Source organism: Rhizobium anhuiense (genome assembly GCF_003985145.1).
In the GTDB taxonomy this organism is placed as follows: Bacteria; Pseudomonadota; Alphaproteobacteria; order Rhizobiales; family Rhizobiaceae; genus Rhizobium; species Rhizobium anhuiense.
Genome location: NZ_ML133534.1, coordinates 147,271 through 163,366 on the forward strand (window position 1 = coordinate 147,271; position 16,096 = coordinate 163,366).

The following is a 16,096-nucleotide window of genomic DNA, read 5'->3' on the forward strand; positions in this document are numbered from 1 at the left end:
TGAAGTTATGCCCGGACCTGTTTGCAAAGCCCGCGCGCGTCTAGCCACCACGGATAGACGGATGCCAGAACGTCACCGCCCGTTCGGTCAGGGCGATGACACCATAGAAGATCGAGCCGGCCAGCGCCGCGACGGCGATTTCCGCCCAGACCATGTCGACATTCATGCGGCCGATCTCGGTGGAGATGCGGAAGCCCATGCCGACGATCGGCGTTCCGAAGAATTCCGCAACGATGGCACCAATCAGCGCCAGCGTCGAGTTGATCTTCAGTGCATTGAAAATAAAGGGCATTGCTGCCGGAAGCTTGAGCTTGAGCAGCGTCTGCCAGTCGCTCGAGGCATAGGTGCGCATCAGGTCGCGCTCCATGCTGCCGGAGGCGGCAAGGCCGGCGACGGTGTTCACCAGCATCGGGAAAAAGGTCATGATGATGACGACGGCGGCCTTCGACGGCCAGTCGAAGCCGAACCACATGACCATGACGGGGGCAACGCCAATGATCGGCAGAGCCGACACCATGTTGCCGATCGGCAGCAGGCCGCGGCGCAGGAAGACGATGCGATCGGCCAGCACCGCGACGGCGAAGCCGCTGAGGCAGCCGACGATGTAACCGATCAGCACCGCCTTGAAGATCGTCTGCCTGACATCGTCGCCGAGGATCGGCAGCGAGGCCATGATGCGCGCGCCGATGGCGCTCGGCGGCGGCAGCAGGATGAAGGGGACGCCGGCACCGCGCGTAACCGCCTCCCAGAGGATGAGTATCCAGGCGCCGAAGATCGCCGGGATCAGCAGTTGGAGTGTTGATCTGCCGAAGGTGGTGACGGGCTGCAATTTCGACAGCTCGGTGACGCATCGCCAGGCAAGCAGCCAGCAGGCAAAGAGCAGCAGGAAGAAAGCCCGTGTGGCCGCGCCGTCATTGCCGGAGAGAGCGGAAAGCAGCATCCAGGCGGCGCCATGTGCGCCGATAAACAAGACGGTGGCACGATAGGCCGGCGGCTGCGGCGCGAAGGACAGGAGGGCTGCCGCGATGACGATGGTGAAAGTGAGGCTTGCCGTGCCGTCGGTGAAGGGGCGCGGCGCGCCATCGGCCAGGAGCGGCAGGGCCGTCAGCGCCGCGAGACAGAGAAGGAGGGCAACGACGCCTTGCCAGGAAAAGCTCAGATGTCTCATGCCGGCCTCCCGCCCATGGTGCGGTCGACGATCTTCGCCGCAAGGCCGACGATCGCGACCAGGATACCGGCCAGCAGCGATCCGGCGACGAGGGCGGCCCAGATGTCGATGGTCTGGCTATAATAGGAGCCGGCGAGCAGCTTCGAGCCGATGCCGGCGACAGCCCCCGTCGGCAACTCGCCGACGATGGCGCCGACCAGGCTGGCGGCGATCGCGACCTTCATCGAGGTGAAGAGGAAAGGGATCGAGGCGGGAACGCGGAGCTTCCAGAACGTCTGCATCGGGCTGGCATAATAGGTGCGCATCAGGTCGAGATGCATGATTTCGGGCGAGCGCAGCCCCTTCACCATGCCGACGGCGACCGGAAAGAAAGAGAGGTAGGTGGAGATCAGCGCCTTGGAAACGAGGCGGGAAGCGTCGGAATCGAGGTTCAGCAGATGCGCAATTGCATTGTCGCCGGTCAGCACATTGTAGGAGATGATGACGATCATCGGTGCAATCGCAAGGATCGGTATGGTCTGGCTCGCCACCAGCCAGGGCATCAGCGAGCGGTCCATGGCGCGATTGTGCACGATCAGCACGGCAAGAAGGATGCCGAGCAGCATGCCGAAACCGAAGCCGAGCAGGGTCGAGGAGAGCGTCACCCAGCTGTGATAGACGAGGCTGCGATTGCTCGAAAGGCTGCGCAGGAAGGTGTTCTCGTAGACGTTCTGCGCCACCTGATGCGGCGCCGGCAGGATCGGCTTCGGCTGGGCGAGCGTCTTGCCGATGAATTCGATGGTCGTAGGGGTGGCGCCGGCGCGGCCGTCCATGTCGCGCTGGAACGGCGCGTTCATCAGGACCGCAGCGACATACCAGATGACGAGGAGGGCCAACAGAATGGTGGTGACGGGGACGATCTTGTCTTTGAAGGTGTCGGGTTTCACAGCGACTGCCCCCATTTGCTGGCCCCGGACGCCCAACCATCCCTCGAACTCAACCGGCTAAACCTCATGGCTATGCCCCGTTCTCAGCCCCTCGCGGACGCGATGGGCGATTTCCAGGAATTCGGGGGTGTCGCGGATGTCGAGCGGGCGTTCGGCAGGCAGGGTCGAGTCGATCACGTCGGTCACGCGGCCCGGACGCGGCGACATCACCACGATCTTGGTCGAGAGGTAGACCGCCTCGGGGATGGAATGGGTGACGAAGCAGATCGTCTTGTTGGTGCGGGTCCAGAGCTTCAGCAGCTCTTCGTTCAGATGGTCGCGGACGATCTCGTCCAGCGCGCCGAAGGGCTCGTCCATCAGCAGCAGGTCGGCGTCGAAGGCGAGCGCGCGGGCGATCGAGGCGCGCTGCTGCATGCCGCCGGAAAGCTGCCAGGGGAATTTCTTCTCGAAGCCGGAAAGACTGACGAGATCGAGCGCTTCGGCGATGCGCCTCGTCCGGTCCGCGCCAGAATATCCCATGATCTCCAGCGGCAGGGCGATGTTGTTTTCGATGGTGCGCCAGGGGTAGAGCGCCGGCGCCTGGAAGACATAGCCGTAGGCACGGGCCTTGCGCGCCTCTTCCGGCGTCATGCCATTGATCGAGATCTCGCCCGAGGTGCTCTTCTCCAGATCGGCGATGACACGCAGGAAGGTCGTCTTGCCGCAGCCCGACGGGCCGATGAAAGAGACGAAATCGCCCTTGCGGACATCGAGATTGACATTGCTCAGGGCACGCACCGGGCCGTCATTCGCCTGGTAGGTGAGACAGAGATCCTTGGCGGATACGACGGAAGGTGCTTGCATCAATGCGACCAGTCTTGTTTTCCCCGCGGGAACGCGGTTTGCGTGTTATCATTATCGCCGGTTTTATCGACGATACATTCCATGGAGGATGAGGATGGACGTGACATCAAAGCCCACCTGCCACATCGTTCGCCCCAATCATGCCTATGACGGCAAGCAGGGGCTCAGCTATTTCGAAGGGGTCGCGGCCGAGACGGTCGGCGCCAAGGGCATCTGCATGCACCTCCTGACGATCCCACCCGGCGTGCGCGCCAAGGCGCATCTGCATGAGGCGCACGAGACGGCGATCTACATGCTCTCCGGCGAGGCGCATACCTGGTACGGGGACCGGCTGGAGCATCACGTCGTCGTCCATGCCGGCGAACTTTTCTATATCCCGGCAGGCGTGCCGCATCTGCCGGCAAACCTCAGCAGCACGCCGTGCACGGCGGTCATCGCGCGCACCGATCCGAACGAGCAGGAGAGCGTCGTGCTGCTGCCGGAGTTGGACGCTTTGGTGCCGGCGTGAGGTCATTGGCATGGAGGCGTCGGTCCCCGGTTGATGGCCGTATCGTTACGCACCATCATCATACGCCGGTTGCCGGAATGCCGCTGCGCTCCACCTTGCGCGGAGAGGTGATCTCCTTCCAGGTGGACAGCGCCTTGCTGACGGCCGTCACCGGCTCGCGCCGGACGAATTCGCCGTGGCCCTCGCGGGTCTTGATGGTGCTTTCCTCGATCGCGACGATGCCGCGCGTCAGCGTGTAGCGCGGCAGGCCGGTCACTTCCTTGCCCTCGAAGACGTTGTAGTCGATCGCCGACTGCTGGGCCTTGGACGAGATGGTCTTGGAACGTTTCGGATCCCAGACGACGATATCGGCATCGGCGCCGACCAGGATCGCGCCCTTCTTCGGATAGATGTTGAGGATCTTGGCGATGTTGGTCGAGGTGACGGCGACGAATTCGTTCATCGTCAACCGGCCTGTGTTGACGCCATGCGTCCAGAGCATCGGCATGCGGTCTTCGAGGCCGCCGGTGCCGTTCGGGATCTTGGTGAAATCGCCGACGCCGAAGCGCTTCTGCGCCGTGGTGAAGGCGCAATGGTCGGTGGCGACCACCTGCAACGAGCCGGAGGCAAGGCCCGCCCAAAGCGAGTCCTGATGCTGTTTGCTGCGGAAGGGCGGCGACATCACTCGGCGGGCGGCGTGATCCCAGTCGGGGTTGGAATATTCGCTCTCGTCGAGCGTCAGGTGCTGGATCAGCGGTTCGCCATAGACACGCATGCCTTTGGCGCGGGCGCGGCGGATCGCCTCGTGCGCCTGTTCGCAGGAGGTGTGGACGATATAGACCGGGCAGCCGGCCATATCGGCGATCATAATGGCGCGGTTGGTGGCTTCGCCCTCGACTTCTGCGGGCCGCGAATAGGCATGCGCCTCGGGGCCGTTATTGCCTTCGGCCAGCAGCTTTGCCGACATCGAGGCGACGACGTCGCCGTTTTCGGCATGCACCAGCGGCAGGGCGCCGAGTTCGGCGCAGCGCTGGAAAGACGCGAACATCTCGTCGTCGTCCACCATCAGCGCGCCCTTATAGGCCATGAAGTGCTTGAAGGTGTTGATGCCCTTGTCGCGGACGATGGTCTCCATCTCCTTGAAGACCTGCTCGCTCCACCAGGTAACCGCCATGTGGAAGGAATAATCGCAATTGGCCCGGGTCGATTTGTTGTCCCACATGGTCAGCGCTTCGAGCAGGGACTGGCCGGGGGCGGGGAGCGCAAAATCGACCACCATCGTCGTGCCGCCGGAAAGGGCCGCGCGCGTGCCGCTCTCGAAATCGTCAGAGGAATAGGTACCCATGAAGGGCATTTCGAGATGGGTGTGCGGGTCGATGCCGCCCGGCATGATATAACAGCCGGAGGCGTCGAGGGTTTCGTCGCCGGAGAGGTTCGGGCCAATCTCGACGATCTTGCCGCCATCGATCTTGACATCCGCCTTGTAGGTCAGGTCGGCGGTGACGATGGTGCCGTTCTTGATGACTGTGGTCATGGCTGCTGTTCCTTTTCCCCGCGATCTTGTTGCTCTTATGGCTCCACTGCCATCGTCAGTGTGCCGTTTCTAAGGAGTTCCGCACCCTTGGCGATAAGGCTGTAGACGTCCGCCTCGCTCAACTCATCGTGCGCGTCATGCTCTTCCTCATAATACCAGTCGGGCCGCTCGACGACATCGGTGCCGCCGATTGACAAGGACCAAAAACCATCGCTTTCGCGAAAGTAGAAATCCTTGCCGTCGATCAGCCCGGTTGACTGTACGGGTTGGCTGCCCTGGGGGCGTTTGATCAGTATGCCGGGCATGGAGGGGCCGAGCTCGATTCGAACGACGCCAGTCCCAGGCCCAGAGATATAATAGGTCTGGTGGGGCGCATCTGGGTCGCGGTCATCTGAATGGGCCAGTTGAACACCAGAAGGTTTATAGCGCCAAAGGCTCGATATTTGCGGAAGCCTGATCCGCTCGCCTGCCGTGTTGATGCCAATGTAGAAAATCTGCATGCCAGGTACATCGCCCCACGGACCTTCGTTCACCGGCGTCTCATTGGCACTAGCCCATGCAAGATCGTCGGGAGTTTGCTGAAAGTAGAACTTAAAAGCATCAGGATAATCGAGATAAGTCGTCGGCAAGTCTGACGTCATCACACCACGATCTCCGCCGTCTCGACCACCGCATGGAACAGCACGTCGGCTCCAGCCGTCGCCCATTCCTTGGAAATCTCCTCGGCCTCGTTGTGAGAGAGACCACCCACGCACGGGCACATGACCATCGTCGCAGGTGCAACCTTGGCGGCCCAGCAGGCGTCGTGGCCGGCGCCGGAGATGATGTTCATGTGGCTGTAGCCGAGCCTCTCGGCGGCATCGCGCACCGAGGTGACCAGTTTCGGATCGAAGGTGATCGGCTCGAAGTGGCCGATTGCCTCGATGGAACAGCCGACGCCGAGCGCATCGGTGATCTCGGGCGCCTTCGCCTCGATCTTGGCCCGCATCCGGTCGAGCTTCTCTTTGTCGGGCGAGCGGATGTCGACGGTGAAGACGACCTTGCCCGGCAGCACGTTGCGGGAATTCGGCGAGAAGAACACCTGGCCGACACCGCCGACGGCGCCCGGCTGTTCGCCCATCGCCACACTCTGGACCATTTCCAGAATGCGGGCCATGGCAAGGCCGGCATTGACACGCAGGTTCATCGGCGTCGAACCGGTATGGGCTTCCTTGCCGGTCAGCGTGAATTCCAGCCACCAGAGGCCCTGGCAATGGGTGACGACGCCGATCTGCTTTTCCTCGGCCTCGAGGATCGGCCCCTGCTCGATGTGATATTCGAAATAGGCATGCATCTTGCGGGCGCCGACCTCTTCGTCGCCGACCCAGCCGATGCGCTTCAGTTCGTCGCCGAACAGATTGCCCTCGGGGTCCTTGCGATTATAGGCAAAATCCAGGCTGTGCACGCCGGCGAAGACGCCCGACGCCAGCATGGCGGGGGCAAAACGCGCGCCTTCCTCATTCGTCCAGTTGGTGACGACAACAGGATGTTTGGTCTTGATGCCGAGGTCGTTCATGGTGCGGACGACTTCGAGGGCGGCAAGCACGCCGAGCACGCCGTCATATTTGCCGCCGGTCGGCTGGGTGTCGAGATGCGAGCCGACATAGACCGGCAAGGCATCGGGATCGGTGCCGGGGCGGGTGGCGAACATCGTGCCCATGCGGTCGATCCCCATGGTCAGACCGGCATCGTCGCACCATGTCTTGAAGAGGCTGCGGCCTTGCGCATCCGCATCCGTCAGCGTCTGGCGATTGTTGCCGCCGGCGATGCCGGGGCCGATCTTCGCCATGTCCATGAGACTGTCCCAGAGACGGTCGCCATTGACGCGCATGTTCTCGCCTGGTGCTGCCACCATTTCCTATGCCCTCACCTGTTTGCGGCAGTCATGCAAAGGGCATGCCTGCCTGTTCCCGTGGTCTATTCCTGCGCTTCTTATTGGTTTTGTCGAGCGCCGGAAAATCGCCAGTTGCCTTTGTTTTTCATCTGGCGGATAATTTGACCGATTGGTAAACATTACAACTTCCACCGCCGGGCTCAAGACGAAAATCACGAAAATCGCCGATAAAAATACGGGCAGTTGCTCAACAAAGCGGCAGGAGGTGTCTCCGGGCAAAACTTGAGCGAAGAAGTTGAATTTCAAGGGGAAATAACAGCCTGTGACCATACCGAGAGCAGCGAAAACCCTAAGGCGGACGCGAATCCAGGAGGAGAAGGAAGAGCAGATCCTGGAGGCGGCGCTCGACGTGTTTTCGGCAAGCGGCTTCCGCGGCTCGACCATCGACCAGATCGCCGAAGTGGCCGGCATGTCGAAACCCAATCTGCTCTATTACTTCCGCACCAAGGAAGCCATGCACCGGGCGCTGATCGACCGGGTGCTCTACACTTGGCTGGAGCCGCTGCGGGCCTTCGACGCCGAGGGCAATCCCGAGGAGGAAATCCGCAGCTACATCAGACGCAAACTGGAGATGGCCCGCGATTTTCCGCGCGAGAGCCGGCTTTTCGCCAATGAGGTGCTGCAGGGCGCGCCGCATATCGAGGACGAGCTGAAGGGGCCGCTAAAGGAACTGGTCGACGAGAAGGCGGAGGTCATCCGCGCCTGGGCGAAAGCCGGCAAGATCGTCAAATGCGACCCCTACCATCTGATCTTCTCCATCTGGTCGACGACGCAGCATTACGCAGATTTCGACGTCCAGGTGCGGGCCGTGCTCGGACAGGAGCATTCCGGCGATGGGCGCTTCGAGGATGCGGCGCGGTTTCTGGAGCAGCTCTTCATCGGCGGGCTGCGACCGGATCCCATCGGGACGTGACCTTTACTCTCTCCTAGGAAGCGGCACCCGGGCAAGAATATCCGTCATGCCTTCCATCGTATAGGGCTTCTGCAGCACAGGTGCGTCCGAATGGCTGTTCGCCTGGGCGATGCCTTCCCCATAACCTGTGGCAAAAATGAAGGGCACGCCGTCAGCTGCGAGCCGGTCGGCGATCCCGAAACTCGTCTCATCGCCGAGATTGACATCGAGAAGCGCCAGATCGAAGGACCGGCCAGCCAGGATTTCCATCGCCTCGGTGACACTTGGCGCCGTTGCCACCTCGGCGCCGAGCCGGCGCAGGATGTCCTCGCCATCCATGGCGATGATCAGGTTGTTTTCCACCAGCAGAACATTCAGGCCGGAGAGTGGCTGAGCGTCGGCAATCGTCTTGCGATCGGCCGCTCCGACCGGAGCCGGCTTTGACGGTTCGCTCGTCGGGCCGACGACATGTCGCGCCGGAATGCAGAAATCCGCCTCGAGCCCGTCCTTGGCGTAGCGGACCTCCGCCTTGCCGCCGAGGTCATAGGGAATCGAGCGGCGGATGATGGTCGAACCGAAGCCGTGGCGTTTGGGTTCGATGACGGGCGGGCCGTCCTTTTCGTGCCAGTCAATGTGCAGATTGCCCTCGTCGTCGCGCCGCCAGCCGAGTTCGACGGTGCCGCTGCCGTTGCCGGAAAGACTGCCGTATTTGGCGCTGTTGGTCATCAGCTCATGGAAAACAAGGGCGGCGGTGGAGAATGCCTGCGGTTCCAGCAGTACGTCCTCGCCGCTCATCCGGATGCGTTGTGCGTTTTTCCCGAGATAGGCGGCAGTTTCCGCCAGCAGCAATTGCCGGAGCGAAGCGGGCGCCCAGTGGTCGCGGGTAATCTGATCATGGGCACGGGCGAGCGACTGGATGCGGCCCTCGAGCTGGCGGATGTAGTCGCCAAGGCTGACGGAGGTTGCCTGTGACTGCCGGACGATACCGGTGATGAGGCTCAATATGTTGCGGACACGGTGGTTCAGTTCGGCGATCAGCAGTTCCTGGCGCTCGTTTGCCGTCTGGCGCGCCATGCTGACCTCGTCGGTGAGGCGCAACACCACCTCGATCAATGTAACGCGGATGGTTTCGGCGACGCGGTGCTCGGCTTCGGTGAAGGGCAGCGAGCGGCCGCGCACCAGTTCAGACCAGGCTTCGAAACTCTTGCGCGGCGTCAGCCGCGGGCCGTTAGGGCCGTACTCCACCGGCTTATACGGGTCGCCGCCCCAGCGGACAGTGCGCACCAATTCCTGACGGAAAAGCACGACATAATCGCGCGGCGAACGCGAGATGGGGATGGCGAGCATGCCCGCCACCGCGTCGTCGACTTCAAGATCCGGATAGGCTTCTGCGAGCCTGTCCACGGCATAGATGCGGCCGGCGGCATTGCGGTTGAGGTGGCGGACGAGGGCTGTGAAGCCTCTCTCGTCCGGCCCGATGCCGGCAAGTGCCAGCCGGCCGTTGATCCAGACGCCGATGCCGTCGGCAGGAATGGCGTCGGCAAGCGCCTCGATCAGCCAGGCGGGATCGTCGAGCAGGCTTGCATTGTCCGCCACGGAGGTGAGGAGCCGGTCGGCGATGCGGCGCGCCTTGGTCTCGTATTCGAGAGCCTGCCGCCGTTCGCGGCTTTCAAGGCGCGAAGCAAACATCTGGCCGAAGAGTTCGGCAGTGGAGCGGCTTTGGGCCGAAGGCAGACGCGGGCCGTAGTGATGGCAGGCAAACAGGCCCCAGAGCCTGCCGTCGACGACGATCGATATGGAGAGCGAGGCGCCAACGCCCATGTTTTTCAAATATTCGATATGGATCGGCGAGACCGAACGCAAGACCGACATGGAAAGATCGAGCGGCTGGCCGTGTTCGTCGAGCGGCGGGAGGATCGGGACCGGGACGGCGTCGACATCGGCAATGATGCGGAACAGGTTGCGCAGATAAAGCGCGCGTGCCTGCACCGGAATGTCGGAAGCCGGGTAGTGCAGCCCGAGAAACGAGCCGATCCCGGCCCGGGCGGCTTCCGCCACGACTTCGCCGGAACCGCTTTCGTCGAAACGGTAGACCATGACCCGATCGAAGCCGGTGAGGGCGCGCGCCTGTCTTGCTCCTTCGCGGAAAAAAGCCTCCATTGTTTCCGTGTGATCGAGGCGGGACATCATGCTGCGCATTGAGAGGGAAGCGGCGTCGCGCCTGTCTTCCTGGCAGCGCTCGCCTTCGATGATGACCTGACCTTTGTTCAGATGCACGGCAACGTCGAACCTGTTTTGATCGGGCGTCAGAGCAATGCCGAAAATGCGCTCGACGACGTCGGAGCTGCGCAACGTGGTCAGCTTGTTGCGGACCGTGTGGAGTGCTTCAGGGGTGATCAGGGAGACAATGGGACGGCCGATCGCGTCGGTCTGCGCAACACCGAGGAACTCCACCAGATTTGTAGAGGCGCGCGTGACAATCCAATCTGAGGATACCGCCAAGAGAAAACCGAAGGGTTGAACCGAGCCGAGCTGGTGTATCGGCTCGCGGTCGCAATTGGTGAGATCGACGGGTTCGTGCGTGCCGCTCATTGGACAGCTTCCGTGGGGACCGCTTCCATCGGGGCCGCTTCCAGCGTGAGTTGCCCGGCTTTGAGGAAGAGGTCGAAGACATCGCGGGCAGCGGTTATGGCAGCGGCGGGATCGTCGACGTTGCTCCCGTCAAGACGATCCATGAAGAGCCGCATGGCGTCCTTTGGGCCTTGCGGGCTCAGGTAGCTGCCGGGCAAGTGATCAGGGATGGCCTTGGCGAGCAGGGCGCCGCCGAGCTTGGAGCCTTCAAGGACGTAGGCAGCCCCCCAGACCGCCGCGTCGCAATGCAATGCCGGTTGCGGAAGGAGCGGGGGCAATCGATCGTCGAGCGCCCTTATGTCGGCAGCGAGCAGGTGTGCACGCCTTCGTCCCGTCCAGTCGGGGAGCAGGCGGGCGATTCCGGCTTGCTCAAGCGCATGTTCGACTGATGGTACGACCTGGGCATGGGCGCGCAGGAAGGCCTTGTAATCCTGGGGGCGTGAGAGGTTGAAACTGCCGAAGAGAGTGTCGACCGCGGCGTGGCAATCTGCTGTTTGTGCGCGGAGGGCGCTGCGAAGTGACATGCTGACCGTGTTCCGAGTGATATGGCGTGCGCTATGAGGGGCGACGAACTAGCGATATACTGCGGCATCGGGTTATTTCCAGAGAAACGGCTAGGAATAACATAGGTTTCTCGCCAGCTGGTGGCTGCAATCCACCATTGGCGATCAGCACCCAACGTTCAGCCCATCATTGCGGGCAGTCTGGCGGCGAGCGTGTCGATCGCGAGCCTCACCTTGGGCAGCATGACCGGGGAGCGTAGCCAGATGGCATGGGCATCGAAGACATTGGCCGGTTCGTGCTTCAGCACCTGAATGAGCCGGCCTGCCAGCACCTGCTCGCGTACCAGCCAGCAAGGCAGCCAGGCCAGGCCGCGCCCGGCGACGGCGGCATCGGAAATCGACGCGAGGTCGTCGAGCCGCAGCCGTGCCTTCGGCTGCATCCGCCGTCCGGGATCGGCTGCAGTGGGGAATATCCACCCTTTGTCGTTATCGCCCCGCCTGTAAACGATGCCTTCATGCAGCGGAATATCGGAGATCGTCTGCGGCGCGCCATATCTTTCCAGATAGGCGGGCGATGCACAGACGGTCATGCGCTGGCGGGCGATCGCCCGGGCCATCAGATCCGGATTGTCCTTCAGCGGTCCGTTGCGGATGGCAAGGTCGAAGCCGTCCTCGAGCAGGTCGACGATCCGGTCGCTGAAGGAAAGGTCGAGTTCGAGATCCGGATGTTCATCGAGCAGGCTTGCGAGGATCGGCGCGATGCAATGGCGGCCGAAAAGCACGGGCATGGAGATGCGCAACCGGCCGCGCACATCACGCCGGCCGGATTCCAGCATGGCTTCCCCGAGGCGGATTTCCTCGACCGCTCGCAGGCAGCGCTCGTAGAAGAAACGGCCTTCCTCGGTCAGGCTCTGCATGCGCGTCGTGCGGTTGAAAAGCCGAACGCCGAGACGCTGTTCCAGACGTGCGATCGTCTTGCCGACGGCCGAGCGCGTGAGGTGGAGCCGCTCGGCGGCAGCCGAAAAGCCGCCTGCCTCGACGGCTTCGACAAAAATCGAGATCCCCTTCAGCTGTTCCATTTGTTTCCTCTTTGGAACCATTCTGGCGAATTAATATCGCAACTGGCGCAAAATATTCAACGATATGTTTTCGCTCCCTGTAATGGACAAGGAGCAAGACAATGCAGACAACACGGCAATGGCAGATCGATGCGGTTGGATCGGAGCACAATCTCACGGTCGGCGAGCGGAGGCTCGAACCGGTTTCGGGAAACAGGATCCTGGTCCGGACGGAAGCCGTCTCGCTCAATTTCCGCGACCGGCTGGTGATGGAGAGCGGTATGGGATTGCCGCTGCAATTTCCCTTCGTGCCGGCCTCCGATATGGCGGGGGTCGTGGAGACGGTCGGGCCTGAGGTCACCCGTTTCAAGCCGGGCGACCGGGTCATTTCGACCTTTTCGCCCGACTGGATCGACGGACGCGGGTTGGGCGATGCCCGCACGCCGCCTTACAAGACACGCGGCGGCGTCTATCCCGGCGTCCTTTCCCAATACACCGTTCTGTCGGAGGAATGGTATTCGCGCGCACCCGATACGCTCGATGCAGCACAGGCGAGCACCTTGCCCTGCGCCGGGCTGACTGCCTGGTTCGCCTTGATCGAACGCGGCGGTCTGAAGGCCGGTGACAAGGTGCTGGTGCAAGGCACCGGCGGCGTGGCGCTTTTCGGCCTGCAGATCGCCAAGGCGCACGGCGCCGAGGTCTTCATCACCTCAGGCAGCGCGGAGAAGCTCGAGCGCGCCGTTGCTCTCGGCGCCGATCACGCGATCAACCGCCGCGAGGGCGACTGGGTTGAGCAACTCTACCAACTGACCGGCGGCTATGGCGCCGACCACGTGCTTGAGATCGTCGGCGGCCCGCATCTCGACCTGGCACTGAAAGCGGTGGCGATCAATGGCCGCATTTCCGTGATCGGCGTGCTCGAAGGCTTCGAAGTCTCCGGCCAGGCCGCTCCGCTGCTGCTCAAGGCGCCTGTCGTGCAGGGCATTTCCGTCGGCCATCGCCGCGCGCTGGAAGACCTGGTGCGGGCAGTCGACCAGAACGGGCTGAAGCCCGTGATCGACAAGCGCTATGCCTTCGACGAATTCCCGCAGGCGCTCGATCATCTCTATCGCGGGCCCTTTGGCAAGGTGGTCGTCGAGTTCTGACGGTCGCGATCTTCCGTTCGATTAAGTTATGCGGCCATTCAAAGGGCGACAGCGCCGGGCATCTGAAAAGACGCGCGGCGCTGCCGGCGGAGAAGGGAGGCCGCTCAGGCCGCGGCTGGAACGCCTTGTTCGAAGGTGAAGCGTTCATCGGCCCAGCCGGTCATGCCGCCGATCATCAGTTTCACGGACAGGCCGAGGCGGGAGAGGCGAAGTGCGGCCTTGTCAGCGCCGTTGCAATGCGGGCCGGCGCAATAGACGACGAAGAGCGTGTCGGAGGGCCAGGCCGACATGCGGTGCGCCGTCATCTTTCCATGCGGCAGGTTGATGGCGCCGGGAATGTGGGACTGTGCAAAGAGCGTCGGCGAGCGTACGTCGAGAAGAACGAAATCGACCTTGCCAGACGCAAAGGCTGCGTGGACGTCGGAGCAATCGGTCTCGAAGGCAAGCTTGGCGGCAAAATGGGCAGCGGCGATATCAGCAGCGGCGGCGGGGATGTCTGCGACGGGGCTTGGCATTTGCGATTTCCTTTTTGGTTCGAATTGCAGCCTGGTATCGCCGATGCTAAAGCTCTGCGAAATTGGCCATCATGACTGACAGCGTAAAGATCATGCCAAACTCCTCGCCGCAGCAGACGAAAGGACCGCTGGTCGCAGCGCTTGCCTATGACGGGCTCTGCACTTTCGAATTCGGCATCGTCTATGAGGTCTTCGGCCTGCCACGCCCGGAGATGGGGGAGGATTGGTATCGCTTCTCGGTCTGCGGCATCGAACCGGGGCCGCTTCGCGCCGCCGGAGGGCTGACGGTCGCCGTCGACAAGGGCCTGGAGGTGCTCGATGAGGCGGATCTGATCGTCGTGCCCGGCTGGCGGGCGATCGATGCGCCGGTGCCGGCACCCCTCGCGAGAGCACTGACGGCAGCGCATCAGCGCGGCGCGCGCATCATGTCGCTCTGCTCGGGCGTTGCAGTTCTTGCCGGATCGGGACTGCTTGCCAACCGCAGGGCGACGACACATTGGCGCTATGTCGCCACGATTGCCGCGCGTTATCCCGACATCACGCTCGATGCCGACGTTCTCTACATGGACGAAGGCAGCCTGCTGACGGCGGCAGGCAGTGCTGCCGGCATCGATCTCTGCCTGCATGTGGTGCGCGGCGATTTCGGTTCGGAGGCGGCAAACAGCGTCGCCCGCCGGCTGGTCGTGCCACCGCATCGCGAAGGCGGACAGGCGCAATTCATTCGCGCGCCGGTTCCCGAGGAGCGCGAGGGCATCCGCTTGGGGCCGCTGATCGAATGGATGCGCGAAAGCCTTTCCGAGGACCAGCCGATCAGCCTGCTTGCCAAAAGAGCCGGTATGAGCATGCGCACCTTTCAGCGGCGCTTCGAAGCGACGACGGGTCTCAGCGTCGGCGAATGGCTGCTGACGGAGCGGCTGCGCCATGCCCGCGATCTGCTGGAGAGGGAACTTGCCGTTTCGCTCGACGATATCGCCGTCGCCAGCGGCTTTGGAACACTGGCGACGATGCGGCATCATTTCCGCAGGCGGCTCGGGACGAGCCCGAATGCCTATCGGAAGTCGTTCGGCGGTTAGATCGACCGTTGGCGAGAAGACTGCAACGCCGCGGAACGATATTCTCCGCGGCGTTGCAAATCCCTATTCCGCCGCCTGGCGTGCCATCGGGTTGTTCGGGTGCGTCGTCCAGTTGGCATAGTTCGGGTCGACGACGCGGCCGGTGCGCTTGTCGAGGGTGCCGGCGGGAAGCTGCTCCATGGTGATGCAGTTCTCGACCGGGCAGACGCTGACGCAGAGATTGCAGCCGACGCATTCCTCGTCCATCACCTCGAAATGACGAGCGCCGTTGACGAAGTTGGTGATTGCCTGGTGCGAGGTATCCTCGCATGCGATGTAGCAGCGGCCGCACTTGATGCAGGCGTCCTGGTCGATCTTGGCCTTGGCGATGTAGTTGAGGTTCAGATACTGCCAGTCGGTGACGTTGGGCACGGCGCGGCCGGTAATGTCGTCGAGGTTGCGGTGGCCTTTTTCGTCCATCCAGTCGGAGAGGCCCGTGATCATCTCCTGGACGATCTTGAAGCCGTAGGTCATCGCCGCTGTGCAGACCTGGACGTTGCCGGCGCCGAGAACGAGGAATTCGGCCGCGTCCCGCCAGGTGGTGATGCCGCCGATGCCTGAGATCGGCAGGCCGTAGGTTTCGGGATCACGGGCGATCTCGGCCACCATGTTGAGCGCGATCGGCTTGACCGCCGGGCCGCAATAACCGCCGTGGCTGCCCTTGCCGCCAACCGTCGGGTTGGGGGCGAAGTTGTCGAGATCGACGGAGACGATCGAATTGATCGTGTTGATCAGCGAGACGGCATCGGTGCCGCCCGCCTTGGCGGCGCGGGCGGGGCGGCGGACATCGGTGATGTTGGGCGTCAGCTTGGTGATGACGGGCATTCGGGTGTACTGCTTGCACCAGCGCACGACCATTTCGATATATTCCGGCACCTGGCCGACCGCGGAACCCATGCCGCGCTCGGACATGCCGTGCGGACAGCCGAAATTGAGCTCGATGCCGTCGGCGCCGGTCTCTTCGACCAGCGGCAGGATCGCCTTCCAGGCCTGCTCCTCGCAGGGTACCATGATCGAGGCGATCAGCGCCCGGTCCGGCCAGTTCATCTTCACCTGCTTCATTTCCCGCAGGTTGGTATAGAGGTCGCGGTCGGTGATGAGCTCGATATTGTTCAGCCCCAGCAGGCGGCGGTCGGCGCCCCAGATCGCGCCGTAGCGCGGGCCGTTGACGTTAACGACAGGCGGGCCTTCCTCGCCCAGCGTCTTCCAGACCACGCCGCCCCAACCGGCCTTGAAGGCACGCTCGACGTTGTAGGCCTTGTCGGTCGGCGGCGCCGACGCCAGCCAGAACGGGTTCGGGGACTTGATGCCGACGAAATTATTGCGGAGATCAGCCATTGTTCATTCTC

General features: G+C 62.8%; 15 protein-coding genes. 4 read left to right on the top strand and 11 right to left on the bottom strand.

The window, feature by feature from the left end; all coding sequences use genetic code 11:
* Positions 1-40: 40 nt before the first annotated feature.
* Genes EEQ99_RS27085 through EEQ99_RS27095 form a run of 3 tightly spaced genes read right to left on the bottom strand, consistent with a single transcriptional unit; the run spans position 41 to position 2,937 of the window.
* Entirely contained in the window at positions 41-1,168 is a 1,128-nt protein-coding gene (locus EEQ99_RS27085) for an ABC transporter permease (RefSeq protein ID WP_025570397.1), read from the bottom strand.
* Positions 1,165-2,094: an ABC transporter permease gene (locus tag EEQ99_RS27090; protein ID WP_025570395.1), complete on the bottom strand. Its 930-nt coding sequence runs from the start codon at positions 2,092-2,094 to the stop codon at positions 1,165-1,167. The genes EEQ99_RS27085 and EEQ99_RS27090 overlap by 4 nt, the downstream gene beginning before the upstream one ends.
* Positions 2,095-2,151: 57 nt before the next feature.
* Positions 2,152-2,937 carry an ABC transporter ATP-binding protein gene (locus EEQ99_RS27095; RefSeq protein WP_063474392.1) on the bottom strand — a complete coding sequence of 262 codons (786 nt, stop codon included), beginning with the start codon at positions 2,935-2,937 and terminating at the stop codon, positions 2,152-2,154.
* A gap of 94 nt (positions 2,938-3,031) precedes the next feature.
* Between EEQ99_RS27095 and EEQ99_RS27100 the strand changes: the two genes are divergently transcribed.
* Positions 3,032-3,445 (top strand): cupin domain-containing protein, encoded by a 414-nt coding sequence (locus tag EEQ99_RS27100; protein WP_025570392.1) that lies wholly within the window; start codon positions 3,032-3,034, stop codon positions 3,443-3,445.
* A gap of 58 nt (positions 3,446-3,503) precedes the next feature.
* On the opposite strand, the gene hydA is transcribed toward EEQ99_RS27100, so the two are convergent.
* The 3 genes from hydA to EEQ99_RS27115 are packed head-to-tail and all read right to left on the bottom strand — an operon-like array spanning position 3,504 to position 6,852.
* A complete protein-coding gene (gene hydA, locus EEQ99_RS27105) occupies positions 3,504-4,958 on the bottom strand; it encodes a dihydropyrimidinase (protein ID WP_063474393.1) in 1,455 nt (484 codons plus the stop codon).
* A 35-nt stretch (positions 4,959-4,993) separates the two neighbouring features.
* A complete protein-coding gene (locus EEQ99_RS27110) occupies positions 4,994-5,599 on the bottom strand; it encodes a hypothetical protein (RefSeq protein ID WP_063474394.1) in 606 nt (201 codons plus the stop codon).
* The gene (locus tag EEQ99_RS27115; RefSeq protein WP_127431361.1) at positions 5,599-6,852 is read right to left on the bottom strand and encodes a Zn-dependent hydrolase; all 1,254 of its coding nucleotides are present in this window, start codon (positions 6,850-6,852) and stop codon (positions 5,599-5,601) included. Before EEQ99_RS27115 ends, EEQ99_RS27110 begins: the two co-directional genes overlap by 1 nt.
* 301 nt (positions 6,853-7,153) lie before the next feature.
* Between EEQ99_RS27115 and EEQ99_RS27120 the strand changes: the two genes are divergently transcribed.
* Positions 7,154-7,804 carry a TetR family transcriptional regulator C-terminal domain-containing protein gene (locus EEQ99_RS27120; RefSeq protein ID WP_063474396.1) on the top strand — a complete coding sequence of 217 codons (651 nt, stop codon included), beginning with the start codon at positions 7,154-7,156 and terminating at the stop codon, positions 7,802-7,804.
* A gap of 3 nt (positions 7,805-7,807) precedes the next feature.
* Here EEQ99_RS27120 and EEQ99_RS27125 read toward each other — a convergent pair whose 3' ends face one another.
* From EEQ99_RS27125 to EEQ99_RS27135, 3 genes are all read right to left on the bottom strand, one after another.
* Positions 7,808-10,375: an HWE histidine kinase domain-containing protein gene (locus tag EEQ99_RS27125; RefSeq protein WP_063474397.1), complete on the bottom strand. Its 2,568-nt coding sequence runs from the start codon at positions 10,373-10,375 to the stop codon at positions 7,808-7,810.
* Positions 10,372-10,938 (bottom strand): biliverdin-producing heme oxygenase, encoded by a 567-nt coding sequence (locus EEQ99_RS27130; RefSeq protein WP_127431362.1) that lies wholly within the window; start codon positions 10,936-10,938, stop codon positions 10,372-10,374. The genes EEQ99_RS27125 and EEQ99_RS27130 overlap by 4 nt, the downstream gene beginning before the upstream one ends.
* Positions 10,939-11,096: 158 nt before the next feature.
* Positions 11,097-11,996, bottom strand: coding sequence for a LysR family transcriptional regulator (locus tag EEQ99_RS27135; protein ID WP_063474399.1), 900 nt, complete (start codon positions 11,994-11,996; stop codon positions 11,097-11,099).
* A 101-nt stretch (positions 11,997-12,097) separates the two neighbouring features.
* Between EEQ99_RS27135 and EEQ99_RS27140 the strand changes: the two genes are divergently transcribed.
* Entirely contained in the window at positions 12,098-13,120 is a 1,023-nt protein-coding gene (locus tag EEQ99_RS27140) for a zinc-dependent alcohol dehydrogenase family protein (RefSeq protein ID WP_063474400.1), read from the top strand.
* Between the two features lie 104 nt (positions 13,121-13,224).
* Here EEQ99_RS27140 and EEQ99_RS27145 read toward each other — a convergent pair whose 3' ends face one another.
* Entirely contained in the window at positions 13,225-13,635 is a 411-nt protein-coding gene (locus EEQ99_RS27145) for a rhodanese-like domain-containing protein (RefSeq protein ID WP_063474401.1), read from the bottom strand.
* 71 nt (positions 13,636-13,706) lie between these two features.
* On the opposite strand from EEQ99_RS27145, the gene ftrA reads away from it, so the two are divergent.
* Positions 13,707-14,708, top strand: coding sequence for a transcriptional regulator FtrA (gene ftrA, locus EEQ99_RS27150; protein ID WP_063474402.1), 1,002 nt, complete (start codon positions 13,707-13,709; stop codon positions 14,706-14,708).
* Positions 14,709-14,771: 63 nt separating this feature from the next.
* Here the strand turns inward: ftrA and preA are convergent, their stop codons facing one another.
* Positions 14,772-16,085 (bottom strand): NAD-dependent dihydropyrimidine dehydrogenase subunit PreA, encoded by a 1,314-nt coding sequence (gene preA, locus EEQ99_RS27155; RefSeq protein WP_047618719.1) that lies wholly within the window; start codon positions 16,083-16,085, stop codon positions 14,772-14,774.
* Between the last annotated feature and the right edge of the window lie 11 nt (positions 16,086-16,096).

What these genes read in the sequence shown, in the direction of transcription:
- ftrA (WP_063474402.1), top strand. Translation starts at nt 13,707, where the DNA reads ATGACTGACAGCGTAAAGATCATGCCAAACTCCTCGCCGCAGCAGACG.
- EEQ99_RS27085 (WP_025570397.1), bottom strand. Translation starts at nt 1,168, where the DNA reads ATGAGACATCTGAGCTTTTCCTGGCAAGGCGTCGTTGCCCTCCTTCTC.
- EEQ99_RS27140 (WP_063474400.1), top strand. Translation starts at nt 12,098, where the DNA reads ATGCAGACAACACGGCAATGGCAGATCGATGCGGTTGGATCGGAGCAC.
- EEQ99_RS27115 (WP_127431361.1), bottom strand. Translation starts at nt 6,852, where the DNA reads ATGGTGGCAGCACCAGGCGAGAACATGCGCGTCAATGGCGACCGTCTC.
- EEQ99_RS27125 (WP_063474397.1), bottom strand. Translation starts at nt 10,375, where the DNA reads ATGAGCGGCACGCACGAACCCGTCGATCTCACCAATTGCGACCGCGAG.
- EEQ99_RS27110 (WP_063474394.1), bottom strand. Translation starts at nt 5,599, where the DNA reads ATGACGTCAGACTTGCCGACGACTTATCTCGATTATCCTGATGCTTTT.
- EEQ99_RS27100 (WP_025570392.1), top strand. Translation starts at nt 3,032, where the DNA reads ATGGACGTGACATCAAAGCCCACCTGCCACATCGTTCGCCCCAATCAT.
- EEQ99_RS27095 (WP_063474392.1), bottom strand. Translation starts at nt 2,937, where the DNA reads ATGCAAGCACCTTCCGTCGTATCCGCCAAGGATCTCTGTCTCACCTAC.
- preA (WP_047618719.1), bottom strand. Translation starts at nt 16,085, where the DNA reads ATGGCTGATCTCCGCAATAATTTCGTCGGCATCAAGTCCCCGAACCCG.
- EEQ99_RS27145 (WP_063474401.1), bottom strand. Translation starts at nt 13,635, where the DNA reads ATGCCAAGCCCCGTCGCAGACATCCCCGCCGCCGCTGCTGATATCGCC.
- EEQ99_RS27135 (WP_063474399.1), bottom strand. Translation starts at nt 11,996, where the DNA reads ATGGAACAGCTGAAGGGGATCTCGATTTTTGTCGAAGCCGTCGAGGCA.
- EEQ99_RS27130 (WP_127431362.1), bottom strand. Translation starts at nt 10,938, where the DNA reads ATGTCACTTCGCAGCGCCCTCCGCGCACAAACAGCAGATTGCCACGCC.
- hydA (WP_063474393.1), bottom strand. Translation starts at nt 4,958, where the DNA reads ATGACCACAGTCATCAAGAACGGCACCATCGTCACCGCCGACCTGACC.